This is a genomic window from Oceaniferula flava (assembly GCF_016811075.1).
Classification (GTDB): domain Bacteria; phylum Verrucomicrobiota; class Verrucomicrobiia; order Verrucomicrobiales; family Akkermansiaceae; genus Oceaniferula; species Oceaniferula flava.
Genome location: NZ_JAFBGL010000002.1, coordinates 315,346 through 341,510, shown reverse-complemented (window position 1 = coordinate 341,510; position 26,165 = coordinate 315,346). Strand labels below are relative to the sequence as shown.

The following is a 26,165-nucleotide window of genomic DNA, read 5'->3' as shown; positions in this document are numbered from 1 at the left end:
GCACCCTTCAGTTCGCGCAGATGGCAGAACGAAGAGTGACCCGGGGATTGGGGGAGGTATTCTATAGCTGGTTTTACCATATCTGCAATAAAAACCTCTGTGATCTCCTCGCCACACACGGGTCGCTTCAAGCATTCATCACCAAACAACAAGGCTGCGAACATCAAGTTCGCAGCCTATTCTGATTGTATATGACCAGGTAAAAAACTAACCCCTCTACGGGGTGCTATTCGTTGAAGTAATCTTCCATCACCTGGGTGCGATATTGCACCTTGCCACTGGCTTTCGTCTGCGGGTAGATGAAGAAAATCATGCGGCGCTGCTTAATGTGCTTCACCACGGAGGAATACACCACCTTAGGCTCGTCGCCGATTTTGGTGATCATCTCGATAGGGATGACCGTGCCATTTTCTACAGAGTAACTGTTGATGACCGATTTCTTGGGTGCACAAAGAAAGCGGTTTTTCTTATCTTGGACGTAACCGAGAACCGGAGTAGCACCGAGGTTCACCACTTGATACGATCCATATTTGAAACGACGAGGCGAGAACTCAAGCACTTGAGCCGATCCCTTCTTGAGTTGCTTGCTCCAATAAAGAATCAACAATGGCTCCACCACATCCACGGGTTTTTTGACCGTAAGGTAGGGAGTGTAGACAGGTTCGGCATCAGGCCGCTCCACCTTGGTGAAGAGGGTGATGGGCTGATCTTTGGCAAAAGGGAACTTCTGCGTGTAAGACATCTTGTAAGCCTTGAGCTCACGAAAATCACCCTTACGGCCCTTCACATAAAGCTGCTTGCCACCCCACTCACTGAAGAGGCTAACACGGAAGCCGGATAGGTTTTTCTCTTCCTGTCTCTTGTCTGCGGCAGCGGTGCCGTCTTCCTGAGCACCCAAGGAGGCGCTATTGAAGATCAAGGCAAGACAACTGAGTGCGAATAGTTTTTGAGTAAGCATGGATGGTGTGATTCTAAATTTCGTTCGCGGACAACCAGCGGAATGAGCTCACCTTGAAACGGCGCCCGAAGGTCTCAGCCGTCTCTGGCAGACTTGTATTTGGAATCCACTGGCGAAGGATTGGCTCGCTAGTGGAGTTTCCACTAGGGTAATCTGGATTCTGAACGGTGCTGTCAACCTCTGGATCGACAACCCATTCAGGAGTCCGTTGAACCACAGCTTCGCACCAAGCACGAGCTTTGATATTCCCGGCGCTATCTTTACTGTCGCCATAAGCGCGGATGATGAAGGTATCCGAACGAGTGGCAATCACTGGTCCGAGAAGGTTTAAGACATCGCCTTGGTCAAGTTGACGAGGCATCCCTTCACTCGCAGTCGGAGCGGAGCGGGCCAGACCGTTTCCGGAGGTGCTACCTACCTCGAAGCCATTGTTGACATCAGATTCGTCAATGGCGGCCTGAATGGCACCAGCTTCACCGGTGTCATCACTGAGGAGGCGACGGTTAACAAAGTCAGCCAAGCCCATGAACGGACCACGCTCTTTCACCTGTTCAACGATCGCTTCAGCCAGCTTATCCAGCTCGCCATCGTCCAGTGCGCGGATACCGGAGTAATCATCATCCAGGCTGGCCGGAGTGGAGAATCGGCTGATCGGAGAAACATCGGCACCCATGGTCTCGTTTACCAGGCTGGTTCCGCTGAGGTAGGAGATTTCTCTACCACTGAGCGAGGACAGAACAGCCTTCCAAGCGTCAACACTGGTTGAGTTCACGTTGAATGCACCGGCGATGCCGAGATAGTTACCAATTTTTGTGTAGTCCTGCAGATCGCTGAGATCGTCGGATGATGGCAAGTCCACCAGAGTCAGGCGGGAGTTGGCGAGCACCTTATCGACTTCGCCTTCAGTCAGCGCAGTTACAGCCTCCACATGGCTACTGTATGGTTGGGAATCTGCACCACCCCAATTAATTCCGGAGAAGAAGTAACGATCCCAAAGAGCCTCGTTGGCAGCCCATGAGGTATCGAACTGATACTTGGTGGAAGTTCCGGTGAAGCGAGTTGCGCTAAATTTGTTATACAGCTTGCGTAGGTCAGATGCCCCAACCTGCGGACGAGAGTGACCAATGGAACGCATGGCGTGGAGGTTGAATTTCGAAGTATCCGCATGCTGCAGACCACCCAAAGAAACCATTGGTGCGTGAGGCAGGTCAAAGAGCACCACTTTGGAGGATCCGCCTCCTGAAGCACTTTTTGATTCACCCCAGTAAGCACTGGTGCGATCGCTACCGGCAATCTGCAAAGAAGAAAGCTGGGTATCACTGAGGATCAGGTCCCAGTTCGGGGCTACCTCGTGAGACTTGTCGTAATCAGCAGAACTTGTTGCCAAAGCGCGGTAATTGAAGTCGCTCATCACGGCGGCATTGCCGTCGTAATCTTTCAGCCCCATATCGAGAGTGAACAGACCCAGACCGCCAACTGCTGGCTCAGGGAAGGAGTTGACGTTTTTCGTCGTTGTCACTTCGTTCAGGCTGGCTGGTGTTACCTGAATCGACTGAATAAGCGAGTATAGCTGGCGATCGTAGATGAATGAATCGCCTGAGGCATCCGATTGATCGAGCAATGTAGCCGTGGAACCATCTGCCTGCAGCGGGTGATGCAGACGACTGAAGATTTGTGGGATCTGATAGGTCAGGTAGCCACTTTTGAAGCGTGAATAGAAGATCTTCGTGGTAATCTGTGAATTGGGCTCCACGTTCATGGTCTTCTTCACACCGCCACCCAGGTAAACCCCGGCGGCTTCGTTGTATTGCATCTCGGTTGGGATGACGTAGGAGTCACCAGAGGTTCCGGTGAAGCCACCACTCACGGAGACAACCTTGATCTGACCTGGCTCGAGACGGTTGTTCCCGGTGGAGGAAGGCAAGATCCGGAAGCTCTGCAGTTTTTGAGAATGGCCTCCTGACCCCAGTGTGAACAACTGAGTCTTAGTCGACCCCGTTCCAGCTTCGGTGTAGGTCACCTCCATGCCGTTGAGGAAGTTGAAGTAAGCCAGATCAACACTCATCGAGTAGAATTCGATCGGGTAGTTGTAGGGATTGTGAACCACGAAGAATGGGTTCAGCGTAATGTAATAATCATTGTTATCACGGGCCAGACCATACTGCATCACCATGCGGATCAGCTGTGGAGCCACTTTCTGAACGGTCGGCTCGTTGCGTGCCCCGTTCTGGAACGTATCATAACTACCTGCCACACCGTGTTTCGAAACGATGGGGAAGTTCTGTGAGCTATTGGAGTTACTGTGGGTGGCTTGGTGACGAGATCCGAGAGAACGGTTATCCGTCGTGCCAGGCTGACGGTTATAAGTGAACGGAACAACACTGTGCGCGACCAAGGCATCCGAACCACTTGATACGGAAACCCCTCTGAAGTTCAGCTCGTTGCGTTCCTTCTTGTAGGTTCTGTAATGGTTACGCAAGACGTCCCAAGTTGGCCCACGATAGCGATTGGTTGAATCAACAGGAATCTCGTAAAGGAAGCCCAGTGACTCGTCAGTGTCGTCTGAATAATAAAGTGGGTTGGTGCGGGTATCGCTGGTGAACGAGCTGTATCCGGAGGTCAGGTTCACCTCCTCAGCAGCGCTGAATTCCTCCACTTCGTTGAAATCTTCGATGTCCAACTCGAAGGCAGTGGATAAATCGCGGCGAATACCACCCCAGCGGTTGTCCACCAGAAGACCAACGTGTGAGCTGGTCACATCATGAAAATGACGCCCTACAGCAGCTTGGTCGATGTTACTCAGATCAACAGATCCAAGCGTAAGAAACTTCGGAAGATTCGCGACTTCACTGCCGTCAGGTAAGTATTCCTCATAGGCATCCATGTCGGTCATTTTGTGAATACCTGTTCCCATTGGCACGCCCATGCGACCCGCAGTGGCCCAAGTTTGGGTCGCGGAATCATCGGCCACAGCAATGTCGAAACGAGCTTTCACGCCTTCGTCCCCCACCCAGTAGGCATAACTACCGGTGTTTGATCCCTGATCGACGTCCACTTTTTCAGCGTAGACGAAATCATCTTCATCCTCGACGGAACCTTCAGCTACCAGACTCACCCAGCGGGAGTCAGAAGTTGGCACAGCCGTACTGAGCTCGGAGGTCGCCGTGGCACGAGTGGCGGGAGTATCTTCATCCCGACCCGATACCAGAGCAGCCATGTAAGCCTGGCTATCACGAGAAGCAACTGGATCAGTCACATCCCATTCAGAAGTATCCCAGACGGTGGTGTAATTCCGCTTATGAGGAGAAACGCTATCACCCAAAATGGACGCCGTGGCAGTCACCCGGCGATCGGGCCCTGCGTATTTTTGCAAATCACCCAGTGCAATCATCAGAGCCATACGCGCATTCGCCTGAGCTTGCTTCTGATGCTGCTCATGAGATTTTTGGCGCAGCTCCACGGTGGAAAGCGAAAGCATGGAGAGTGCGATCATGACAAGAAGCACCATCACCGAAATGGTAGCAATCAATGCAAAACCTTGTCGGTTTCCAGCAGGTTGATGGTTAATGTGTGTTTTCATGCGATTTCTAGTTTGGGTTAGTGGTATTTACTAATGCATTACAACGTCAATGAATGGCATATACGACATAGATACATAATTATCGATCATCCGTCTACGGTGATACTTTTTGTAACTAGGTTATAATTTACCCTATAGCGACTTTTGTGCTGCCCATTGACCATCTGAATGCTACAGAGTGGTCAATCTATTTCGGCTCAAGCACTATGCATGCCAACCTCAGCGAAGAGAGATCTAATAGGCTAGCGAAAGGGTTAACATTCCACCCATGCACTCACCTAAGCCGTTGAGTGACTGGCAATCCAGGCTAAATATCCAGCGGCACCATCAGCCACCGGAAGTGCAATAATCTCCGGCTCTTCATAGGAATGCAGCGCTGCCAACTCACGATTGAGAACAGCGAAAGCCTTACGCGAAGTCTTGATCACAGCCAAGATTTCCTGCTCCCGACAGACCTTCCCCTGCCACTGATAGATCGATTCCGCACCGGGGATGATATTTACGCAGGCCGCGTATTGCCTTTTCACAAGATGTGTGCCAATCTGTCGCGCCTCCTCCATATTAGGAAAATTGCATAGCACTACCATCGCCTCCGTCATTGTGCCATTCTAGCTCGAAACACATCCCCTCGCAACGCTTTCCACCACTTGAATGAAACCTGGCTTCCTCGATAAACTCATCGCCCGCCTGGATCAGGTCGACCCCAGCGAAGTCCAGCGCTTAGTGACGCGGCTAGTGCGGGAAAAGGGCTTTCTCGAAAGCGTCTTCGAGGCACTCCAAGAGGGCGTGCTGATCTTAGATCCCGAAGGCCAGATCACCTATGTCAACCAGGCCGCGTCGAGCATTTTCGGCATCGACCCCATCCGAACCATTGGTCAGAACCTGTCCAAGACAGTGCGCGGACTGAACTGGAAAAAACTCGCCGATCCCAAACGGATTGTCAGCCGGGATCTCGAGATTCTCTATCCGGAAAGTCGCTACCTCAACTTCTACCTCTCCCCCATTCAAGGCGAGGTGGAGAACTCCGATCGACTGCTGGGCTACGTCTTGTTAGTCAGAGACATCACCGACTCCCGACTCGAAGAGGAGAAAAACGTCGAGAGCGAAAAACTCAATGCCCTCACCCTGCTAGCCGCAGGAGTCGCCCACGAAATTGGCAACCCTCTTAACTCGTTAGACATCCACCTCCAGCTGCTCGAACGAAAAACTAAGAAGCTCCAAGCAGACGACCAAGAAAGCCTGCTCCAGCACCTGCATACCGCCCAAGGCGAAATCCGCCGACTCGACACCATCCTCAAGCAGTTCCTGCAGGCGATCCGACCAACTCACCCAGAACGAGCGCCCCACCAACTCCACGACCTCCTTCGCGACACACTCAATCTCTTAGCACCCGAACTGGAAGAACGCCATGTTAGAATCTCATTGGATTTGGCCGATAGCACACCGCTGCTGCAGCTCGATGGTAATCAGATCAAACAAGCGCTCTACAATTTACTCAAAAATGCCTTCCAGTCACTACCCGCCAGCGGTGGTCAGATTGACATCCTCACAGGTGTCACCGACTACGAAGTGATGCTCACCATCCGCGATCACGGCAGCGGAATTCCGCCTGAAATGATGGGCTCAATTTTCGAACCTTACAGAAGCTCAAAGAAATCCGGCACCGGTCTAGGCCTGCTCATCGTCCGCCGCATCATCCGCGAACACGGCGGTGATATTAAAATCGAAAGCGAGGAGGACGAGGGCACCACAGTGACCATCTCCATCCCTCGGAAAAACCGCAACGTCCGCCTACTGGAAACTAACGACAGCTCCGTGATCGACCTCGAACCCAGCCACCAGCCACCCGCTAACTCATGACCTCCGCCACTTTACTCATCGTCGATGATGAAAAACCCACGCGCGATGGCCTTCGCATGGCGCTTGAGGATCGTTTTGACTGCTACGTCGCTGCCGACATCAAGGAAGCGATGGTGGTGCTGAAATCGGAACCCATCGATCTATTACTCACCGACCTTCGCCTGGCGGGCGACAGCGGCATGGACCTGCTGGACAAAGCTCTAGCTCTTCCCCAGCCCCCCGTCGCCGTGATGATGACCGCTTACGGATCCGTGGACACAGCGGTGGAAGCGATGCGCCGAGGTGCCTGGAACTTCATCACCAAACCCCTCAATCTAGATAGCGTCGAGCTCCTGCTGCAGCGCGCACTGCGCAGTCGGTCATTGGAAAAAACCAACGTCCGCCTGGAGCAGGAAAACCGCGAACTGCGCGTGAAAAGCGGTGGCCGCAAGCACGGACTCGACAACCTGATCGGCAAATCTCCGGCGATGGAAAAAGTGGGTGAAATGGTCAACCAGGTCGCCCCCACCCGAGCAACCGTCTTGATCGAGGGGGAGAGCGGCACGGGTAAGGAGCTGGTGGCCCACGCCATCCACCAGCTGAGCGGTCGACCCGCCGACCGACTCCTCGTGGTCAACTGCGCCGCCCTCTCACCGCAACTATTGGAAAGCGAACTCTTTGGCCACGAGAAGGGAGCCTTCACCGGTGCGGCCCAGAAACGCATCGGTCGCTTCGAACAGGCAAATGGAGGCACCATTTTCCTCGATGAAATTGGTGAGATCGATCAGGCCACTCAGGTCAAACTCCTGCGCGTGCTGAGCGAGCGCACCATCGAACGGGTCGGCTCGAACAAGGCGGTCAAAGTTGATGTCCGCGTGATCGCCGCCACCAACAAAAACCTCCGCAGCATGGTCGCCAAGGGCGATTTTCGCGAGGATCTCTTTTTCCGCCTCAATGTGGTGCGGGTGGAGATGCCGGCGCTGCGCGAACGTGCCGAGGATGTGGTCTTGCTCTCCCAGGCCTTCCTCAAGGAGTTCTCACTGGAGAACGGCAAGGAGCTGAAACCTCTGAGCGACGACGCCTTGAAATTGCTCCGCAGCTACCCATGGCCCGGCAACGTCCGTGAGCTCCGAACCGCCATCGAACACGGCGTGGTGATGAGCAACGATCCCGTCATCCATGTTCAGCACCTCCCCTCTTTCCTCAGTCAGAACGAGGCGAGCCTCACTCCAAGCCATGACGCCCCGTCGGAGATCTCGGCAATCAGCACAGAAAAGCAGGAAAACTCGCTTGCTTCCGAGGACGAATTCAACTTGCATGAACTGGAGATGCGCACGATCCGGCGCGCCTTGCAGCACACCGGAAATAACCGCACGGATGCCGCCAAAATCCTCGGTATCAGTCGCCGGACCCTGCAACGCAAATTAAAGGAGTTCAACTAAGCACCCAGAGCCCCTCCTCGCCCCTCACCACACACACCCTCTTCACTTTCTCCATGAGCAAATCTATCCCTTCCGGCAATCCATCCGACCCGGCGAAACTCATCCGCCGCGCGCTGTTTTTCGTCTTTCTCGCCGGCTTGGCCATCGTTTCTCTCTTTGTTACCTTCAAGGGCCTGTCCGCCCCACGCGGTATGGAACAAGCACAGATCGGACGTGAGATCGCCCGGGGAAATGGCTACAGCACCAAGGTCATCCGCCCGATCGCTATAGCCCAGATGAAGGAGGCCAATGATGAGAACCCCATCCTTGCAAACCTCCAAGACACCTACCACGCCCCGCTGAACCCCTGCGTCTATGCCGCCGTACTCAAGGCCACCGATGCCAGCGACAGCAAACGCTGGAGAATGAGTGAGCGGTCGAACATTTACCAGCTCGACCGCGTCATCGCCGCCACCTGTGTGATCTTCTTCCTCATCTCCATCGGGATCAACTACCTGCTGATCTCGCGCGTGTTTGATACCACCATCGCTTCGGTCACCGCCATCCTCATGCTGTTCTGCGAGCTGATGTGGAAGCTTTCCCAGTCCGGCCTGCCGCAGATGCTCATGCTGATGCTCTTTTCCAGCTCCATGTTCTTCCTCTGGCGCGCAGTGGAAAACTCCGAGGACAATCGCCCCGCCCTCGGGCCGGTGCTGATCTCCGGCGTGTTCATGTGCCTGCTGGTGCTGACTCACTGGATCACCCTGTGGATCTACCTCGGCTACGTCATTTTTGCCGCGGTGTATTTCAAACCACGTGGCGTCATCGCCGCCGCCCTCACCGGCATGCTCGCGGTCTTTGTCATCCCGGTGATTTACCTACTCTACATCAGCCCCACCGGCAGCCCCTTCGGCACCGCCTACTACGCCATCCACAATGGTCTGGGAAATGGGGAAGACTCGATCATGCGCACCCTTTCCCCCGCCGGGGAAGATCTGGGACTGCGTGGTCTGCTGATGAACATCCTCCGCTCCACCCTGCTGCAAATTTCCGATCTGCACCGCAACTTCGGAGCCATCTTGGTCGCCCCCTTGTTCTTCCTCGCCCTGCTGCACCCCTTCAAGCGTCCCAGCCTCGCAGTCTTCCGCTGGGTGATCCTGCTGATGTGGGTCTTTGCCGGCATCGGCATGTCGATTTACGGCATCCGTGACGGAGCCATGGACCCGAACCAGATCCACATCCTCTTCGCCCCGCTGATGTCCGCCTACGGACTGGCCATGGTTTCCATCCTCTGGAGCCGACTGAACATTCCCCCGTCCCTGCACGCCCTGCGCTACTCGCACCTGATCATCATCGTGGCGATCAGTGCCGGCCCGATGCTGCTTTCCATCCCCCAGGATCTGAAACGAGGAATTCAGATGGAAGGATACGGCGGCTCCCCGCAGTGGCCCCCGTATTTTCCCAAGGTCTTCAACCGCACCCTCGCCGACAACACCGCACCAAAGGAAATCGTCATTTCGGACACCCCATGGGCAGTGGCTTGGTATGCCGACCGGATGTCCGTCTGGCTGCCGAGAAACTTGGAGCAAATCGAAGAAATCGAAGAGATTGCCGAAAGCCAGAAGACGCCCGTCAACGGCATCGTCATCACGCCCTATTCCTATAACCACGAACGCATTCTCGCCACCGCAGCCCCCGGCACCGCCTACGGCGACCTCTACCCTCTGGTCTTCGGCATCTGGGCAAAACAGGCAGGAGCTCCGAACTTCATCGACATCGTCCCTGAATTCAAGCAACTGTCCCAGCGCTACGAGCACCACCAACCGCTGTTCTCACGCGGCTACATCATGTTCTACTCCAGCCGACCCGTGGTCAGCTCGAAAGACTAATCCGATCCCATCATCCAATCCATCCACACTCATGCCGTCCTCTCCTAAAAAGAAAAACGACACGTCCACCAAGTCCACGCCCAGCTTCGAGCAGGCACTGGAAGAACTGGAGGACATGGTGGAGACCATGGAATCAGGCCAGCTCCCGCTGGAAAAACTGATCGCCAACTACGAGCGCGGTGCCGAACTCATCGGCCACTGTGAAACCGTGCTGGATGACGCACGCAAGCGACTCGAACTCATCACTCTCAAACCCAAGGCCTCCGCCACGGAGACCACCCACGAATCAACCCAGGACGAGGCCCCGACCTCGACGACCTCGAATAATAATAATGACGACGAAATCCGGCTCTTTTGAACTCCCCAAAATCCTCTCCCAAATCAAGGGACCCGAGGATGTCAAGGCACTGCCTGCCGAACAACTTGATAACCTCTGCGAGGAAATTCGGCACACCCTAATCCACTCACTGTCTCGCACAGGCGGGCACCTCGGACCGAACCTCGGTGTGGTGGAGCTGACCCTCGCCATGCACCGGGTCTTTGACAGCCCAGAAGACAAATTCCTCTTTGACGTCTCCCACCAGGGATACGTGCACAAGATGCTCACCGGACGGGCGGACACCATCCACACCATCCGCACACCGGGCGGACTGAACGGTTTCCTGCTGCGCACCGAGTCCGAGCACGATTGCTACGGTGCCGGTCACGCAGGCACCTGCCTCTCCGCCGCACTCGGCATGGCTTCCGCCCGTGACCTCAAGGGCGATAGCAACCACGTGGTCGCCGTCGCTGGCGATGCCGCCTTCACCTGTGGCCCCACCCTCGAAGCGATGAACAACATCGAGGAAACCACCAAGAAGTTCATCGTCGTGCTGAACGACAACGAGTGGTCGATCGACCGCAACGTCGGCGCCATGGCCAAGTATTTCAACGCCCTGCAAACCCACCCCACCTTCTCCTCCGTCCGTAACAAGGCGGCTGAATTTGTCGGTAAAGTAGGTGGCGAAACAGCGCGCAAGTTCGTCCACAAAGTGGAGCGCAACACCAAGAACCTGATCCTGCCCAACGTGCTTTTCGAGAAGTTCGGCCTGCGCTATTACGGCCCGATTGACGGTCACGATCTGCCCTTGCTGATCCGCACCTTCGAGCACCTCAAGCAACAGGAAGAACCCGTCATCCTGCACATCATCACGGAAAAAGGACGCGGCTACCAGCCAGCCTTGGCGAACCCCGGGAAATTCCACGGTCTCGGCACCTACAAAGTGGAAGACGGCTCCACGGCCGCGGCGGACAAACCCACTTACTCGGAACTCTTCGGTCGCGCCGTCACCGATTTCGCCAAAGAAGACAAAAGCATCACCGCCATCACCGCGGCCATGCCCGGCGGCACCAAGCTGGAGATCTTCAAGAAAGAGCTCCCCGAACGTTACTTTGACGTCGGTATCGCGGAGGAACACGCCGCGCTCTTTGCCTGCGGTCACGCGACCCAAGGCCTGCGCCCCTTCCTCGCGATTTACTCGACCTTCATGCAGCGTGCGATCGATATGATCATCCACGATATCGCCCTGCAGAACCTACCGGTAAGAATGTGCATGGACCGCGGCGGACTCTCCGGCGACGACGGCCCAACCCACCACGGACTGTTCGATATTGCCTACCTCAGCGCAATCCCCGGCCTGATTCACATGCAGCCGAAGGACGAGGAAGAATTCATCGACATGCTCTGGACCATGGCCAACTACGACGACGGCCCGACCGCCATCCGCTACCCACGTGGCGCCGGCATCGGAGCCAAACCGAAGGACAAACCCGTTCTTCTCGAAATCGGTAAGGGTGAAGTGCTCCAAGACGGCAGCGACATCGCCGTGATCGCCCTCGGCCACATGTATGAAACCGCTCTGGAAACGGTGAAAGAGCTCGAAGCCCAAGGCCACTCAGTCGCCCTGATCAACCCACGCTTCATCAAACCCCTCGATGCCGAGCTGATTACCCGCTACGCAGAGAAATGCAACGTGGTGCTCACCATGGAAGATCACGTCCTGCAAAACGGATTTGGCGCCAGCGTCATCGAGCTCCTCAACGATCGCAACATCGACACCCCACTCGAACGCATCGGCTGGCCCGACGAGTTCATCGATCACGGTAAAGTCGAAGAGCTGCGCGAAAAACACGGCCTCACAGCCGCCCACGCCGTCAGCCAAGTCAACAAACACCTCTAAGCGCCCACGCGCCAAATCAGAAATCCGGGCTGTCTGAGCAAACACGGTCTGCGCTCCATCGCGCCAGTGTTTCTCAACTCCCGGGTCTCTCGGTCTCTCGGTCTCTCGGTCTCTCGGTCTCTCGGTCTCTCGGTCTCTCGGTCTCTCGGTCTCTCGGTCTCTCGGCTTATCGACTCCTAGAAAACTACATTTCTAGATTTCTTCCAGATCTCGGAGCTAAGGAGTGTTAGAAAACTTCTCGCACCAAAGCCAAAGCCAAAGCCAAAGCCAAAGCCAAAGCCTGATCCTGATCCTGATCCTGATCCTGATCCTGATCCTGATCCTGATCCTGATCCTGATCCTGATCCTGAGTTTGAGTTTGAGTTTGAGCTGAAACCGCCCCCGCTCAAATCCCAGCCCCGGAGGGGCGATAGAAACTAGCGCGGGGTGAAACCCCGGGAATGAAGTTCCGAGAGCACCAAGTCCCGGGAGGGACGACAGAAGCCCCGCCTACCATAGAAAGCGTTCATCGTATTCCACCTTCCCCCGCTTTAACATCGCCAGATATTCCTCCTTGAAGGTCACCTTCCGGTGATGCTCTTCCTGATGAAGCATATATAGTCGCACCTTTTCCAAATCGGGAGAACTCACCGTAAAGGCCCCATAACCCTCCTGCCACGCAAAGGCCTTCCTCTTGAGCTCCCCAGTCACCCATTTCGATGAACAAGCTTTCAGTTCACGCATGAAATCCGACAGACTATGGGTGGTTTTCAAACCGACCAATAGATGCACGTGATCCGCAACGCCACCAATGGCAAGGGGCACTCCGGCCAGACCGCTAACCGCCCCACCAAGGTAGCCGTGGAGTTTAATTCTGAATGCGGCATCGAACCGGGCTTCTCGTTTTTTTGTGGAAAACACCAAATGGTAATAAAGGGCAGTGTGGGTGGATGCCATGTCGTTCAGTATGGCGCAATGTTGATTGGAGACGAGACCAAAAGGAAGAGCTAAGGGGGGGCCAAGCTTCTGTCGTCCCTGCCGGGACTTGATCCACCTAACGGCGATGTGCCCCCCGGGGTTTCACCCCGCGCTAGTTTCTATCGCCCCGCTGGGGCTATTCCTCGAAATCTACCAACTCGAAATCACCACGAGCGGCAGCATCGCCACGCCACGCCACGCCACGCCACGCCACGCCACGCCACGCCACGCCACGCCACGCCACGGCACGGCACGGCACGGCACGGCACTGACAAACTGACAAACTGACAAACTGACAAACTGACAAACTGACAAACCGATAACCTTCGCCACTACCTCTCCTGAAGCTTCTTGCGCTTGGAGGCGGCGCAGCCGCAGCGGCCGCCGCAGCATTTGGCATCGCTTTCGGCGATCTTGGCTTTAACCCAGCGGCGGATGAAGATGCCGATGGTGACGAGCACGATTGCCGGAGCGGCGTAGCTTTGCCAGTTTTCCCAGTCCATATTCAGAATCTCGCTTAGTTAGACGGCGAATGCAATCGGCATTCCCCCGGAGACTTAGACAAACAGGCTCCCGACTTGGAACACGAGGAAGGCAGCAAGCCAGGCAAAGGCCGACATCGCACCGAGCTGACCCAGCGCCCATTTCCACGAACCGGTTTCACGCCGAACCACTGCCGTGGTCGGCAAGCATTGCAGCGCGTAGACGAAAAAGACCAGGAGACTCATGGTGGTCAGAGGGGTGTAGATGGGCGTGCCATCTTCCCAGGTGGCGGCGTTCATTTTGGCTCGGAGTTGATCGAGGAATGAATCCTCATCCTCGAACTCCTCCTCATCGACTGAATAGGAGATCGCCAGACTGGTGTTGAACACCTCGCGGGCAGCAAACGCGGCGACCAGTGCGGTTCCGGTGCGCCAATCGTAACCCAGCGGCTTCACCACAGGTTCAATCGCATGACCGATTTGCCCCATGTAACTTTGCTCGAGAGCGAGACCGGCATCGGACGCCGCAGGAGTGCCCTCTTCAGGTTTGGGGTAGGTTTTCAAGGCCCAGAGAATGATGGAAATCCCCAAGATGATGGTGCCAGCCTTGGCGAGAAACGACCAGGCACGCTCGATCAGATGGCGGAAGATGAATTTGAAATCCGGCACCGTGTAGGACGGCAGTTCCATCATGAAGTGCGTCTGCTCCTCACTCCCCTTGACGCGTGGGGCAAGCAACCAGGCGGCCAGCAAGGCCGTGCTCGTGCCCAGGACATAAAGCCCAGCCAATACCAGAGCCTGAACCATTGCTCCGTAACCAGCCAGCAACATCCCAATCAAGAGCGCGTAGACTGGCAGACGGGCGGTGCAGCTCATCCACGGAGCAATCATGATGGTCAGTAAGCGCTGCTTGGCGCTATCCATGGTGCGGGTGGCCATGATGCCGGGGATGGCGCAGGCATATGAACTCAGCAAGGGCAGGAAGGCCTTGCCACTGAGCCCCACCTTGCTCATCAGATTGTCCATGAGGAAGGCGGCGCGCGACATGTAACCGGTGGTTTCCATCAGCCCGATGAAAAACAGCAGAAGGAGAATTTGCGGGAGGAAAATCACCACACTACCGACACCATCGATGATGCCGTCGGACACAAGATCTTTAACATCCCCCTCCGGCATTCCGCCCACGACGGTATTTTTGACAAAATCAATCCCCGCCTCGACCCAGCCCATCGGATACTCGGCCAGGCTGAAAATGGTCCAGAACACCACCATCATGGAGGTGGCAAAAAACACCCATCCAAGAACAGGATGCAGCAGAATTTGATCGATTTTATCGCTGGTGGTCAGGCCCTGAGTGTCCTGACGGCGCGCAGCCATCTTGCAGATTTCCTGCACCCGGCGAGTGCGCGATTGGGAGATATTTTCATCGGGCGCGGTGCCGGAACGGATCGCCACATCGGCCGCGTCCATCGCCGTTTGACGCACACCGCGATCGATCCCCGGCTGCTCTTCGGTGCGGTAGGCCACATCGGCCAGCAGGTGAATGGCGTGAGCTTGGGGCTGCTCCAGCCCAGTGGTCTCAAGCTCGGACGTCAGATCAACAATTGCCTTTTCCGTGGCTTTATCCCCCTGCCACGTGCGATTGGGGATGTGAGGGAAGGGCTGGCGGATGGCGTGTTTGAGATCCACCACGCCCTTGCCCTTGTTTGCTTGGCAAGGCACCACCGGCAGACCGAGTTCCTCCGAGAGTAAGTCGACATTCACGCGAATGCCTTGTTTTTCCGCGAGGTCCACCTTGTTCAGTGCCACCACGATGGGCAGGCCGAGATCGACGATTTGGGTGACCAGATACAGGTGTCGCTCCAGGTTCGAAGCATCCACGACACAGACCACCGCTGATGGACGTTCGGCACCTTCTTGGTCGCCAAGCAGGACATCGCGGGTAATCCGCTCGTCGGGAGAATTGGGGCTCAGCGAGTAGCAACCGGGGAGATCGAGCAGCTCGTATTTGTTGCCGTGAGGCGTGCGAAGAGTGCCGGAAACGCGGGAGACCGTAACACCGGCGTAGTTCCCGGTTTTTTGGTTCGCCCCCGTCAGAGCATTGAAAAGTGTGGTTTTCCCGCTGTTCGGGTTTCCCACAAGAGCGATTGTTTCCATACTTGGAGTCTTGTTGTGTTCGGTTAAACCATTTCGACCATCACCTGGTCACCGAGTTTGCGGCTGAGTGCCATGCGGGTGCCGCAGACAGAGCAAATCATGTTGCGTCCGTCAGAGAGCTTGCAGATTTCCATCTCCTCGCAGAAACCCAGTTCGCGCAAGCGCTTGCAGGCTTTGCCCTCCAGCTGACTGATACGTAACTGACAGCCAGCGCTCGCCTGACTCAATGTCGTAGCGGGAGTGGCGTGGTGGTCGTTGGCAGCGTCTGCGATCATGCTCGCCCACAATCAAGCGCAATTGAGACTCGCTTGCAATAATTTTCCACCGCCAAACACAGAAGCATCGCGCGAAGGGGTGGTTTCCCTCGGATTCTCGACGGTTTTCCGGTCGTCGCCAGCGCCGGCACACGGGGAATAACATTGACCTTGGGCCGCCTAACTCATAAACACCGCGCCGTAAACCGCTTAGGACTACTATGAGCCAAGAAACCATTATTTATACCAAAACGGACGAGGCACCCGCCCTGGCCACTTATTCTTTTCTACCCATCGTCGAAGCTTTCACCAAAAGCGCCGGGGTGAATGTGGAAACACGCGACATCTCCCTCGCCGGACGCATCCTCGCCGAGTTCCCCGAGTGCCTGAGCGACGAGCAAAAAGTCTCCGACGCCCTCGCCGAGCTGGGTGAACTGGCCAAGACCCCCGAAGCGAACATCATCAAGCTGCCCAACATCTCAGCCTCCGTGCCACAGATGGAAGCCGCCATTGCTGAGCTCCAGAGCCACGGCTACAAGATCCCCAACTACGCCGACGCCGAAGAGCGCTACGCCAAGATTAAAGGCTCCGCCGTGAACCCAGTGCTTCGCGAAGGCAACTCAGACCGCCGCGCGCCCAAGGCCGTGAAGGAATACGCCAAGGCCAACCCCCACCGCATGGGAGCTTGGTCCGCCGACTCCAAGACTCACGTCTCCACCATGAGCTCCGGAGATTTTTACTCGAATGAGAAATCCGTCACCGTCGAGGAGGCCACCACCGTCAAGATCACTCACACCGCAGCCGATGGCACCGAGACCGTGCTCAAGGAAAGCACTCCCCTGCTCGCCGGCGAAATCATCGACGCCACCGTGATGAGCAAAAATGCCCTGGTGAAATTCCTCGCCGAACAAGTCGCCGAGGCCAAGGAGCAAGGCGTGCTTTTCTCCCTGCACATGAAGGCCACCATGATGAAGGTCTCCGACCCAGTCATCTTCGGCCACTGTGTCCGCGTCTTCTTCAGCGATCTGCTGGAAAAACACGCCGATACCTTCAACTCACTCGACATCGACCTCAACAACGGCTTTGGCGATCTCGTCAGCAAGCTCTCGTCCCTCTCCGATGAGCAACGTCAGGAAATCGAGGCCGACATCCAGGCAGCCTACGCCAATGGCCCGGACCTCGCTATGGTGAACTCCGACAAAGGCATCACCAACCTGCACGTGCCATCCGATGTCATCATCGATGCCTCCATGCCCGCCATGATCCGCACCTCCGGTCAGATGTGGAATGCCGAAGGCAAGCAGCAGGACACCAAGGCCGTGATCCCCGACTCCTCCTACGCCGGAGTCTACGCCGCCACCATCGATTTCTGCAAAAAGAACGGCGCATTCGATCCCACCACCATGGGCACCGTGCCCAACGTCGGCCTGATGGCTCAGAAAGCCGAGGAATACGGCTCGCACGATAAAACCTTCGTCATGCCCGCCGCCGGCAGCGTAACCATCACCGATTCCAACGGTGCCACGCTGATTGAACACAGTGTGGAAGAAGGTGACATCTGGCGCGCCTGCCAGGTGAAAGACGCTCCCGTGCAAGACTGGGTGAAGCTGGCCGTCAACCGCGCCCGCGCCACTGGCAGTCCGGCCGTTTTCTGGCTCGATGAAGATCGCGCCCACGACAGCCAAATCATCGCCAAAGTCGGTCAATACCTCGGCGACCACGATACCGAAGGTCTGGAAATCCACATCATGGCACCCGTTGAGGCCACCGAGTTCACTCTCGCTCGTTTGAAAGATGGAGAAGACACCATTTCCGTCACCGGCAACGTGCTGCGCGACTACCTTACCGACCTCTTCCCCATCCTCGAGCTCGGCACCTCCGCGAAGATGCTCTCCATCGTTCCCCTGATGAACGGCGGCGGACTGTTCGAAACCGGTGCCGGTGGATCTGCGCCAAAACACGTGCAGCAGTTCAACGAGGAAAACTACCTCCGCTGGGACTCCCTCGGTGAGTTCCTCGCGCTCGCCGTTTCCCTCGAGCACCTGTCGGAGAAATTCGATAACGCCAAGGCCAAAGTCCTCGGCGCTACACTCGACGACGCCACCAGCAAGTTCTTGCTCACGGATAAATCCCCGACCCGTAAAATCGGCGGCATCGATAACCGTGGCTCCCACTTCTACCTCGCTCTTTACTGGGCCGAGGCACTCGCCGCCCAGAGCGACGATGCCGAGCTCGCAGCAGCCTTCGCTCCCATCGCCAAAGAACTTGCTGAGAACGAAAGCAAGATCGTCGAGGAACTCATCGCCGTGCAGGGATCGCCAGTCGATACCAAGGGCTACTACCAGCCGGACGAAGCCATCACTTCCGACGCCATGCGCCCGAGCGAGACCCTGAACAAGGTGCTCGCCAGCCTGGTCTAGGCCCTTGCCGTTTCCCTATTTCATCCCGCTTCCCACTACCGGGGGGCGGGATTTTTTATTCCCTCCCTTGCACGACAACTGAAAATTGTGTGCCATGTCCTGACGTATCTCTCCCTATCCATGACCTTCCGCCATCACCTCATCTTCCTATCCGGCTGCCTCAGCCTCAGCGCCAGCCACGCCGCCCCCACCCTGGTTCCCAGTGAAGCCCTGCCCCAGATCAAGATTGCACCGGACACAAAGCTGAAAGTATTTGCCGATCATGCCTCCCAAGGCGTTTTCTCCCCAACGGCTCTGACCATCGATGAAAAAGGTCGGGTTTTAGTCGCGGAGACCTGGCGTTTCATGGACAACCGGGGGATCGACGACAACCGCCAGCGGCGATACTGGATCAAGGAGGACATCGCCTCCCAAAGCACCGATGACCGGCTCGCCATGTATCAGCGTTGGCATGCCAAGCACCCACCGGAACACTATACCCGACACTCGGAAAAAATCCGCATCCTCCAGGACTTCAACCACGATGGTGTGGCTGACTTCCATCACATCTTCGCCGATCAGTTCAACGCCCCCTTGGACGGCACTGCGGCAGGTATTTTCTCATATAATGGCGATGTTTACTTCGCCTGCATCCCCCACATCTGGCTACTCAAGGATAAGGACGGCGACGGCATTTCCGATAGCCGAACCTCGCTGCAAGATGGTTTCGGCGTGCGGGTTTCCTTTTCCGGTCACGACCTCAACGGCTTCGCCTACGGCCCAGACGGCAGAATCTACGCCACTATTGGCGACCGTGGATTCAACATCACCACCAAGGAGGGTCGCCACTACAGCTACCCTGGCCAGGGCGCCGTGCTGCGCTTTGAGCCGGATGGATCGAACATGGAAGTGATCCACACCGGCCTGCGCAACCCGAAGGAGATCGCATTTGACCAATTCGGCAATGCCATCACGGTGGATAACAACTCGGACCAGGGAGATCGCGCCCGCGTGGTTTACGTCATGGAGGGAGCCGACTCCGGCTGGCGCATGGGCCACCAGGTGCTGCATTCCTTCCACCGTGCCGCCGATCTGGAAAAGCGCCCGATCAACCGCTGGATGCAGGAGAAAATGTGGCAGACGCGCAACCCCAGCCAGCCGGCCTACATGCTCCCGCCGGTAAGCAATCTCACCAGCGGCCCCTCCGGCCTAACCTATCACCCTGGCCCCGTTTCCTACCCAGGGACTCCCGGTCATTTTCTCGTCTGCGACTACCGGGGCGCGGCCAAGATCTCTAACATTCTTGCCTTCGCTGTTGAGAATGACGGCGCGGGCATGAAGGTCTCCGAACATTACTTGTTCAATCAAGGCGCGGCCGTCACCGATGTCGATTACGGTTACGATGGGAAAATCTACGTCAGCGACTTCATCGGCGGCTGGAAAACCCACCAGGCGGGTCGGGTTTACACACTCAGCAAAAAGGGATCGGAACACGATACCACCATCGAAAAAGTCGGCATCCTGGTGAACAGCAACTTTGATGAAATCACCGACGACAAGCTCACGGCCCTGCTCGCTTACCCCGACATGCGCATCCGCCTGCGCGCCCAATTTGCCATGGCGAGAAAACAACAGCCGGAACTCTTCGTTGCCGCGTTTGATGGCAGCGACGAACTCCTGCCGAGACTGCATGCCATCTGGGGCCTGGGAATGAACGCACGGCACGAGAACCAAGCGGGGAAAAAAGCCACCGCCCAACTCATCGCCATGGCCATGCAAGATCACGAGGAGGAAATCCAATCCCAGATCGCCCGCTGCCTCGGTGAGGCTCAGGCGATGGAAAAACGAGGCCTCGCCCTGGAAACTCTCCTGCAGAATCCGTCACCCCGCGTGCAGAGCTTCGCAGCCATCGCTCTCGGAAAAATCAAGCACCGCGCCGCATTTTCCAAGCTCGTTCAACTCCTGGCTAACAACAACGATGCCGACGCCTACCTGCGCCACGCCGGTGTAATGGGCTTGTTCGGCACCGCGCAGACCGATCAACTGCTAGAGTTGAAAAATCATCCGTCGGCCGCCGTCCGCCTCGCTGCCGTGCTCACCCTGCGCCGCCACCGCAGCCCGGAGATTGCACAATTTCTCAGCGACCGCTCACAGTCCGTCCGCGACGCCAGCATCCGCGCCATTCACGACCTTCCCATCGTCGCTGCACAGCCCTCTGTGGCCAAGCTGCTGCCAGCGTTTGCCAGCGATCCAAAACCATCAGGTAAGCTCACCCCCATGATGCAGCGTCGTCTCGTGCACTCGGCTTTCCGCGTCGGCGGCGATGCCAACATCCGCGCCTTGCTCAGCTACATCGGCTCGACCAATCCACAGGTCGATCTCGATCAGCGCCGCGAAGCCGTCCGTCTGCTCGGTCTCTGGAACACCCCTCCCGCCATCGACCAATCACTCGGTCGTCATCAGCCGATGGAAAAACGCAGCAACAAGAACCTGGTCAACATCCTCCAGCAGGACCTGCCAAAGCTGCTCACTGCCAACAGCCAGGTCACCGCCGAACTTCTCGCCCTGAGCTCGCACTACCGCTTGAAGCTCGATGCCATCCCCGCCTCCCGCCTCCTCAGCATCGCCCGCAATGGCAAGATCAACAGCAAGGCACGAACGGAAGCCTTAAAGAGTGTGGCCCAGAACCCTCCCGCTAATTTTAGCGAGGTTCTAAAGAAGCTCATTGGAAACAAGGACCCGCAGGTCGCTGCCACTGCCCTGCGCCTCCACAGCAAGCATGCCAAATCCGGCAGCGCCACACTGATTCAACAAGCGACTGATCCCGGCAAGCCCCTCATCCTTCGCCAGACCGCCTGGTCACTGGCCGCCGCGAGCCGGGACGCCGCCGTGCAGCAGCATCTTGCCACCGCCGTGCAGCAGCTCACCGCTGGTCAGGGAGACGCTGGGGCAGCCCTGGAAATCATCGCCGCAGCGGAAAGCCAGCAGCAAGCAGCCGTGCAGCAGGCCCTAGCGAAATACAAAGAATCGCTCGATGCCCAGAACCCACTGAGCCCTTACAGGATCACCCTCCACGGAGGCAACGCCACCGCAGGAGAGGCGATTTTCAACTCGCACCCAGCCGCCCAGTGCATGCGCTGCCACACCACGGAGAAACATCACGATGTCGCCATGGCCGGCCCCAACCTTTCCGGATTGGCGAAGCGTGGCGACCGCAAGTTTATCCTGGAATCGCTGGTCGCACCGAACGCCAAAGTCGCGAAGGGCTTCGGCACCGTCTCCGCCATGCCTCCCATGGGTGCCCTGCTCAGCAAAAAGGAAATCCGCGATCTCGTGGCCTACCTTTCCACTCTCAAGTAAGCCCAACGTTCTGGATAGCCTCCGGATCAAAGAATCTGCATAAGTGCGGGATCGATTCGTCATACCTGCTGCCAGCTTGAGCCCTTGCCAAAGCATCATCACTCAGGCAGAATCGCTTACACCCACTTCAAACACCCCACCTTCATTATGGCTAACCAGAAAAAAGGCTGCGGATTCCTTATCACCGCGCTTCTTATCCTCATCGGCGGCGGAGGCATTGCAGCCTTCCTCGGCATGAGTGCATTCTCCACAAGCAAGGAGTTCACCGAAGACATCAACAAGGGCATGAGCTTCATGACGCCCTACACGCTTAATTACACTGCGGACGAAGACACGGAGGTGACCATCTGGCTCACCAGCGATGCCACCACCGACCTCGCCCCGATCTCTGTCGAGTTCATCGAAAAACAATCCGGCGCGAGCATGATCGCCTCAAAACCGGGAGGGACCAGTAGCTTAGGCAATCAGCACCTGGTGGCCAAACATCAGGTTGAAAAAGGCAAGGTCTACCAAGTCAAGGCCAGCGGCTTGGCCGACGGCCACACCCTACGCATCGCCAGTGTGCCTTCCACCTCGGTATTTGCGATCGTAGGAAAAGGCTTAGGCGCATTCGCGATTTTTGGGGGCTGCGGTTTCCTCGCCTTGGTTTTTGGCATCATCGGCATGATCAAATATTTCGGAGGAAAAGACAAACCGTCCACCCCTCCACCAGGCGCCCCGCCGGCCATGGGCTAGCCGACCACGCCTTCACTTCGTAAAACCAGCTTCCGGCAGTCTGCTGAGGGCTGGTTTTTTCTTTTCCTCAGTGGCTCGTCATTGACATTCCCCCACCATCTGTCCACGTTTCCTCGGCTCCCAAAAAGCCGCACTATCCCCATTTCCTAATTCCAACTTCTTATTCCTAATTATCATGTACGATCTCATTGTCATCGGCGGAGGCCCCGCCGGATACGTCGGAGCCATCCGCGGAGCCCAACTCGGAAAAAAAGTCGCCGTAGTTGAGGCCGACCGCGCTGGCGGCACCTGCCTGAACTGGGGCTGTATCCCCACCAAGGCCCTGCTCAAAAACGCCGAGCTCTTCCAGACACTCACCAAGAAAGCCGCCACCTTCGGCCTCGCATTTGAGAACCTGACCTACGATTGGTCCAAGGTCATCGGCCGTTCACGTCAGGTCTCCGATCGCCTCGCTGGCGGTATCGAGTTTCTGTTCAAGAAAAACAAGGTCGACTACATCCGTGGCTTCGGCTCCATCGCAGCTGAAAACAAGGTGGAAGTCACCGCCGCAGACGGCTCCAAGCAGATCATCGAAGGCAAGAACATCCTGGTCGCCACCGGTTGTAAGAGCCGCGAGTTGCCACCTCTTCCCTTCAACGGCAAGTCCGTGATCAGCTCCAAGGAAGCCATGGTGCTGCCACAGCAGCCGAAAGAAATGGTCATCATCGGCGCCGGTGCCATCGGCGTTGAGTTCGCTTACGTTTACAATGCTTACGGCACCAAGGTCACCATCATCGAAATGCAGCCTAACCTGCTCCCTGTCGAGGACGATGAGATTGGTAAAGAACTGCAGAAGTCCTTCACCAAGCAAGGCGTGCGCTGCCTGACCGATACCAAGTGCGTCAACTTCAAGGACAATGGCGACTCCGTTTCCATCGATGTCGAAGGACCGAAAGGAAACGAAACCATCACCGCCGATGTCTGCCTCGTTGCCATCGGTGTGGCTCCCGTCCTCCCCGGAGGCATGGAAATGGAACTCGACCGCGGCTTCATCAAAGTCGGCGATCGCTACGAGACCTCCATCCCGAGCGTTTACGCCTGCGGCGACATCTCCGGCCCACCATGGCTGGCTCACACAGCCAGCTTCGAAGCCATCCAACTCGTCGAAGGCCTCTTCGTCGAAGGCCACACTCCTCGCAAGGTGGGCAATTTCCCTGGTTGCACCTACTGCCACCCACAGGTCGCCTCCGTCGGCAAGACCGAGCGCGCACTCAAGGAAGAAGGTGTCGAATACAAGGTCGGCAAGTTCCCTTACGCCGCCCTCGGCAAGGCCCAGGCATCTGGCGATGCGGAAGGCTTCGTGAAACTTCTCTTCGGCAAGGAACACGGCGAGCTGCTCGGCGCTCACATCATCGGTGACAACGCCACCGAACTGATTGCGGAAATGGGTCTGGCTCTGGAAATGGAACTCACCACCGATGAGCTGCACTCCACCATCCACGCTCACCCAACACTGGCAGAAGCCATCCACGAGGCCACGCTCGATGCAGACGGCCACGCGATTCACTTCTAGGCCATCATTTAATCTAACCGATGCGGGAGCACAGTGCTCCCGCATTTTTTTGCCCATTCACCCAAACACCCGTATGAACTACCCACTTCAGTTCCGTTTCAAAATCGTCGCCCTCGCCCCGCAGATCTTCGTTGAAGACGCGCAGGGAAACAGTATCTGTTACGTCAAACAGAAGATGTTCAAACTCAAGGAGGACATCCAAATTTTCTCCGACAATACCAAGAGCCGCCAGATCGCCGCGATCAAGGCGAACAAGGTGATCGATTGGTCCGCCCGCTACTTTTTCTACGATGCCGCGGGCAATGAGATCGGCTCGGTTGGTCGCCAAGGGATGAAGTCTCTCTGGCGCGCCCGCTATGATGTTTTCAACCCCGGTGACGACACCACCGACTTCAACCTCCAGGAGGAAAGCCCATGGGTCAAAGTCATGGACGGCCTGTTCGGCGAGCTTCCCATCGTCGGCATGCTTTCCGGTTACCTGTTCCACCCCACCTACCTGGCGACCCGCTCCGATGGCACCCCGGTCATGCGCGTGCGCAAGCAGCCGGCGCTTTGGGAAGGGAAATTCACCATCGAAAAACTGGGTGAACTGACCGTGCAAGAAGAGACCAACCTCATTTACTCCTTCCTCATGCTGCTTCTGCTGGAGCGCTCGCGAGGTTAAACAATTTACCCGTAACTACGATGACTACAGAAAAACAATGGTTCTACACCGACTCCGCCGGCCAACAGGCTGGCCCCGTTAGCGCTGATGGCTTGAGACAGCTTTCAGCGGCAGGCACCGTCAGCTCCGCCACCCTCGTCTGGTCCGAAGGCATGGCTGAGTGGACACCCGCCACCCAGGTCCCCGGATTGCTCCCCACTCAAACCACTGCCGCCGGTAACCCCTACGCAACACCACAAACATCCGTCACCGCCCCAGTCAGTCATGACGACTACCCGATCCCAGAGGTCAAACGCACCAACTACGGGCTGTTCATCGGCACCTTTTTGTTCGGCTTCATCCTATTCATGGCCGGATTTGTCATGATGGGCCTCCAGGATAGCTCCAGCTACGATGCCGCAGACCCCTACGGCCTGAATAGCAGCACTACAACCAGCGAACCATCCGTCGCCAGCATCGTCCTGCTCATTGTCGGTGGTCTGTCTCTCGCGTTTGGAGGCATCCTCGGCTTGGTGTATTTGCACCGCGCCTGGACCGTGATCCAACCCGGTGGCGCCACCACAACGCCCGGCAAATCGGTCGGTTTCCTGTTCATCCCCCTGTTCAATCTCTACTGGTATTTCATCGCCTATTGGAAATGGTCTCAGGACTGGAACCGCGTCACCGCCTCCCACAGCAAGCTGGTCGCTGCGCCAAAGGCCAAGGAAGGTGTCTTCCTCGCCTACCCCATCCTGAACATCGTCGGTTCACTCGTCAGCATTGCCGGTATCGCTGGCCTCGTGATGTATTTCATTCTGATGAAGCAAATGTGCAACGCGGTGAACTACATGCACGATCTACGCCTGAGCAACCCGTCCGAAGACAAGCCCGGCGGACTCTCACTCTACTAATTCATCTTCCCCCCACTCTCTCCACCCCGGCGGGCTACTGTCCCTCCGGGGTTTTTCTTTTCTTTCCCCTATAATTCGCTAAACACGGCGGCACCAGAACCTCTCCCTGAGCATGCAAGTCACCGATCCATGGTATTACACAGACAGAAACGGAGCCCAAGCAGGCCCCGTTTCCACGGCTGAGCTACAGCAGATGATCACGTCAGGCAGGCTACTCAATACCTCCATGGTCTGGAAACAAGGCATGGCGGATTGGACTGTGCACAGCCAGATCGCCGAGCTCCAACCAAGCCCACAAGCGGCCCCCGTGGAGCAGACTGAATCGGTCAACCCATACCATCCACCGGCAAGCATGCCGTCGCCGGCGGACGCCCCCTCCCCCTATCAGCCAGAGGAACTCAAAGAATACGGAGGCATCCGAAGATTGAATTACTTCATGAGAAACCTGCTGCTGATGGTCGCCATCGTTGTGCTTGCAGTTTTGACATACGCGCGCCGCACGGAACCGTCGCCCATTATCCTCCTTGGAGCTTTGGTGATCTTTCTCTTTTTCTATCTTCGCTTTGCCATCCTTCGCATTAGAAATATCGGCATCAGCGGCTGGTGGCTCTTGCTGTTCCTCGTCCCGCTGGTGAACAACCTCCTAAACATCGCTCTGATTGCCTGTCCCCAAGGCTTCGCCGATCACAAAAAAATGGACGCCGCAGGCATTGTCCTCGCCGTCATCTTTGGTGGCTTTTTCCTCCTGTCACTTGCCATCAATATCTTTTCAGTCATTGCCTGATTTCCACAATTCTTCATTCAACATT

The 26,165-nt window shown here is 56.6% G+C and carries 21 protein-coding genes; 14 read left to right on the top strand and 7 right to left on the bottom strand.

Going from position 1 to position 26,165, the window contains the following annotated elements:
• Positions 1-226: 226 nt before the first annotated feature.
• The 3 genes from JO972_RS04535 to cutA all read right to left on the bottom strand — a co-directional run bounded on the left by JO972_RS04535 (position 227) and on the right by cutA (position 5,125).
• On the bottom strand, positions 227-958 hold the full coding sequence (locus tag JO972_RS04535; protein WP_309488813.1) for a hypothetical protein: 732 nt from the start codon (positions 956-958) through the stop codon (positions 227-229).
• A 13-nt stretch (positions 959-971) separates the two neighbouring features.
• Entirely contained in the window at positions 972-4,538 is a 3,567-nt protein-coding gene (locus JO972_RS04530; protein WP_309488812.1) for a hypothetical protein, read from the bottom strand.
• A 278-nt stretch (positions 4,539-4,816) separates the two neighbouring features.
• Entirely contained in the window at positions 4,817-5,125 is a 309-nt protein-coding gene (gene cutA, locus JO972_RS04525; protein WP_309488954.1) for a divalent-cation tolerance protein CutA, read from the bottom strand.
• Positions 5,126-5,189: 64 nt separating this feature from the next.
• On the opposite strand from cutA, the gene JO972_RS04520 reads away from it, so the two are divergent.
• The 6 genes from JO972_RS04520 (at position 5,190) to JO972_RS04495 (ending at position 12,279) form a co-directional block, all read left to right on the top strand.
• Positions 5,190-6,398, top strand: coding sequence for a sensor histidine kinase (locus tag JO972_RS04520; RefSeq protein WP_309488811.1), 1,209 nt, complete (start codon positions 5,190-5,192; stop codon positions 6,396-6,398).
• On the top strand, positions 6,395-7,819 hold the full coding sequence (locus JO972_RS04515; RefSeq protein WP_309488810.1) for a sigma-54-dependent transcriptional regulator: 1,425 nt from the start codon (positions 6,395-6,397) through the stop codon (positions 7,817-7,819). The genes JO972_RS04520 and JO972_RS04515 overlap by 4 nt, the downstream gene beginning before the upstream one ends.
• 53 nt (positions 7,820-7,872) lie before the next feature.
• Positions 7,873-9,687, top strand: a complete 1,815-nt coding sequence (locus JO972_RS04510) for a hypothetical protein (RefSeq protein WP_309488809.1) — start codon at positions 7,873-7,875, stop codon at positions 9,685-9,687.
• A 31-nt stretch (positions 9,688-9,718) separates the two neighbouring features.
• A complete protein-coding gene (gene xseB / locus JO972_RS04505) occupies positions 9,719-10,045 on the top strand; it encodes an exodeoxyribonuclease VII small subunit (RefSeq protein WP_309488808.1) in 327 nt (108 codons plus the stop codon).
• Positions 10,020-11,906 (top strand): 1-deoxy-D-xylulose-5-phosphate synthase, encoded by a 1,887-nt coding sequence (dxs, locus tag JO972_RS04500; RefSeq protein WP_309488807.1) that lies wholly within the window; start codon positions 10,020-10,022, stop codon positions 11,904-11,906. Before xseB ends, dxs begins: the two co-directional genes overlap by 26 nt.
• A gap of 223 nt (positions 11,907-12,129) precedes the next feature.
• Positions 12,130-12,279 (top strand): hypothetical protein, encoded by a 150-nt coding sequence (locus JO972_RS04495; protein ID WP_309488806.1) that lies wholly within the window; start codon positions 12,130-12,132, stop codon positions 12,277-12,279.
• Positions 12,280-12,395: 116 nt separating this feature from the next.
• On the opposite strand, the gene tnpA is transcribed toward JO972_RS04495, so the two are convergent.
• Positions 12,396-12,842, bottom strand: a complete 447-nt coding sequence (tnpA, locus tag JO972_RS04490; RefSeq protein ID WP_309488805.1) for an IS200/IS605 family transposase — start codon at positions 12,840-12,842, stop codon at positions 12,396-12,398.
• 88 nt (positions 12,843-12,930) lie between these two features.
• On the opposite strand from tnpA, the gene JO972_RS04485 reads away from it, so the two are divergent.
• Positions 12,931-13,143, top strand: a complete 213-nt coding sequence (locus JO972_RS04485) for a hypothetical protein (RefSeq protein ID WP_309488804.1) — start codon at positions 12,931-12,933, stop codon at positions 13,141-13,143.
• A gap of 52 nt (positions 13,144-13,195) precedes the next feature.
• Here the strand turns inward: JO972_RS04485 and JO972_RS04480 are convergent, their stop codons facing one another.
• From JO972_RS04480 to JO972_RS04470, 3 genes are read right to left on the bottom strand one after another with little or no spacing between them, the layout of a single operon-like run.
• A complete protein-coding gene (locus JO972_RS04480) occupies positions 13,196-13,366 on the bottom strand; it encodes a hypothetical protein (RefSeq protein WP_309488803.1) in 171 nt (56 codons plus the stop codon).
• Positions 13,367-13,420: 54 nt separating this feature from the next.
• Positions 13,421-15,502, bottom strand: a complete 2,082-nt coding sequence (gene feoB / locus JO972_RS04475) for a ferrous iron transport protein B (protein ID WP_309488802.1) — start codon at positions 15,500-15,502, stop codon at positions 13,421-13,423.
• 23 nt (positions 15,503-15,525) lie between these two features.
• Positions 15,526-15,777: a FeoA family protein gene (locus JO972_RS04470; RefSeq protein WP_309488801.1), complete on the bottom strand. Its 252-nt coding sequence runs from the start codon at positions 15,775-15,777 to the stop codon at positions 15,526-15,528.
• A gap of 200 nt (positions 15,778-15,977) precedes the next feature.
• Between JO972_RS04470 and JO972_RS04465 the strand changes: the two genes are divergently transcribed.
• The 7 genes from JO972_RS04465 (at position 15,978) to JO972_RS04435 (ending at position 26,140) form a co-directional block, all read left to right on the top strand.
• On the top strand, positions 15,978-18,176 hold the full coding sequence (locus tag JO972_RS04465; RefSeq protein ID WP_309488800.1) for an NADP-dependent isocitrate dehydrogenase: 2,199 nt from the start codon (positions 15,978-15,980) through the stop codon (positions 18,174-18,176).
• Positions 18,177-18,296: 120 nt separating this feature from the next.
• Positions 18,297-21,515 (top strand): DUF7133 domain-containing protein, encoded by a 3,219-nt coding sequence (locus tag JO972_RS04460; RefSeq protein WP_309488799.1) that lies wholly within the window; start codon positions 18,297-18,299, stop codon positions 21,513-21,515.
• A gap of 147 nt (positions 21,516-21,662) precedes the next feature.
• Complete coding sequence (locus JO972_RS04455; RefSeq protein WP_309488798.1) at positions 21,663-22,250, top strand: hypothetical protein; 588 nt, start codon at positions 21,663-21,665, stop codon at positions 22,248-22,250.
• 175 nt (positions 22,251-22,425) lie between these two features.
• Positions 22,426-23,802: a dihydrolipoyl dehydrogenase gene (gene lpdA, locus JO972_RS04450; protein ID WP_309488797.1), complete on the top strand. Its 1,377-nt coding sequence runs from the start codon at positions 22,426-22,428 to the stop codon at positions 23,800-23,802.
• 73 nt (positions 23,803-23,875) lie between these two features.
• Positions 23,876-24,466 carry an LURP-one-related family protein gene (locus JO972_RS04445; RefSeq protein WP_309488796.1) on the top strand — a complete coding sequence of 197 codons (591 nt, stop codon included), beginning with the start codon at positions 23,876-23,878 and terminating at the stop codon, positions 24,464-24,466.
• A gap of 20 nt (positions 24,467-24,486) precedes the next feature.
• Positions 24,487-25,356, top strand: coding sequence for a DUF4339 domain-containing protein (locus JO972_RS04440; protein ID WP_309488795.1), 870 nt, complete (start codon positions 24,487-24,489; stop codon positions 25,354-25,356).
• Between the two features lie 112 nt (positions 25,357-25,468).
• Positions 25,469-26,140: a GYF domain-containing protein gene (locus tag JO972_RS04435; protein ID WP_309488794.1), complete on the top strand. Its 672-nt coding sequence runs from the start codon at positions 25,469-25,471 to the stop codon at positions 26,138-26,140.
• The last annotated feature ends 25 nt before the right edge of the window (positions 26,141-26,165 follow it).

Coding starts and splice junctions, on each gene's coding strand:
- JO972_RS04530 (WP_309488812.1), bottom strand. CDS start 4,538: ATGAAAACACACATTAACCATCAACCTGCTGGAAACCGACAAGGTTTT.
- JO972_RS04455 (WP_309488798.1), top strand. CDS start 21,663: ATGGCTAACCAGAAAAAAGGCTGCGGATTCCTTATCACCGCGCTTCTT.
- JO972_RS04460 (WP_309488799.1), top strand. CDS start 18,297: ATGACCTTCCGCCATCACCTCATCTTCCTATCCGGCTGCCTCAGCCTC.
- JO972_RS04480 (WP_309488803.1), bottom strand. CDS start 13,366: ATGGACTGGGAAAACTGGCAAAGCTACGCCGCTCCGGCAATCGTGCTC.
- JO972_RS04445 (WP_309488796.1), top strand. CDS start 23,876: ATGAACTACCCACTTCAGTTCCGTTTCAAAATCGTCGCCCTCGCCCCG.
- JO972_RS04520 (WP_309488811.1), top strand. CDS start 5,190: ATGAAACCTGGCTTCCTCGATAAACTCATCGCCCGCCTGGATCAGGTC.
- feoB (WP_309488802.1), bottom strand. CDS start 15,502: ATGGAAACAATCGCTCTTGTGGGAAACCCGAACAGCGGGAAAACCACA.
- JO972_RS04470 (WP_309488801.1), bottom strand. CDS start 15,777: ATGATCGCAGACGCTGCCAACGACCACCACGCCACTCCCGCTACGACA.
- lpdA (WP_309488797.1), top strand. CDS start 22,426: ATGTACGATCTCATTGTCATCGGCGGAGGCCCCGCCGGATACGTCGGA.
- JO972_RS04510 (WP_309488809.1), top strand. CDS start 7,873: ATGAGCAAATCTATCCCTTCCGGCAATCCATCCGACCCGGCGAAACTC.
- JO972_RS04535 (WP_309488813.1), bottom strand. CDS start 958: ATGCTTACTCAAAAACTATTCGCACTCAGTTGTCTTGCCTTGATCTTC.
- JO972_RS04440 (WP_309488795.1), top strand. CDS start 24,487: ATGACTACAGAAAAACAATGGTTCTACACCGACTCCGCCGGCCAACAG.
- JO972_RS04515 (WP_309488810.1), top strand. CDS start 6,395: ATGACCTCCGCCACTTTACTCATCGTCGATGATGAAAAACCCACGCGC.
- dxs (WP_309488807.1), top strand. CDS start 10,020: ATGACGACGAAATCCGGCTCTTTTGAACTCCCCAAAATCCTCTCCCAA.
- xseB (WP_309488808.1), top strand. CDS start 9,719: ATGCCGTCCTCTCCTAAAAAGAAAAACGACACGTCCACCAAGTCCACG.
- JO972_RS04465 (WP_309488800.1), top strand. CDS start 15,978: ATGAGCCAAGAAACCATTATTTATACCAAAACGGACGAGGCACCCGCC.
- JO972_RS04435 (WP_309488794.1), top strand. CDS start 25,469: ATGCAAGTCACCGATCCATGGTATTACACAGACAGAAACGGAGCCCAA.
- cutA (WP_309488954.1), bottom strand. CDS start 5,125: ATGGTAGTGCTATGCAATTTTCCTAATATGGAGGAGGCGCGACAGATT.
- tnpA (WP_309488805.1), bottom strand. CDS start 12,842: ATGGCATCCACCCACACTGCCCTTTATTACCATTTGGTGTTTTCCACA.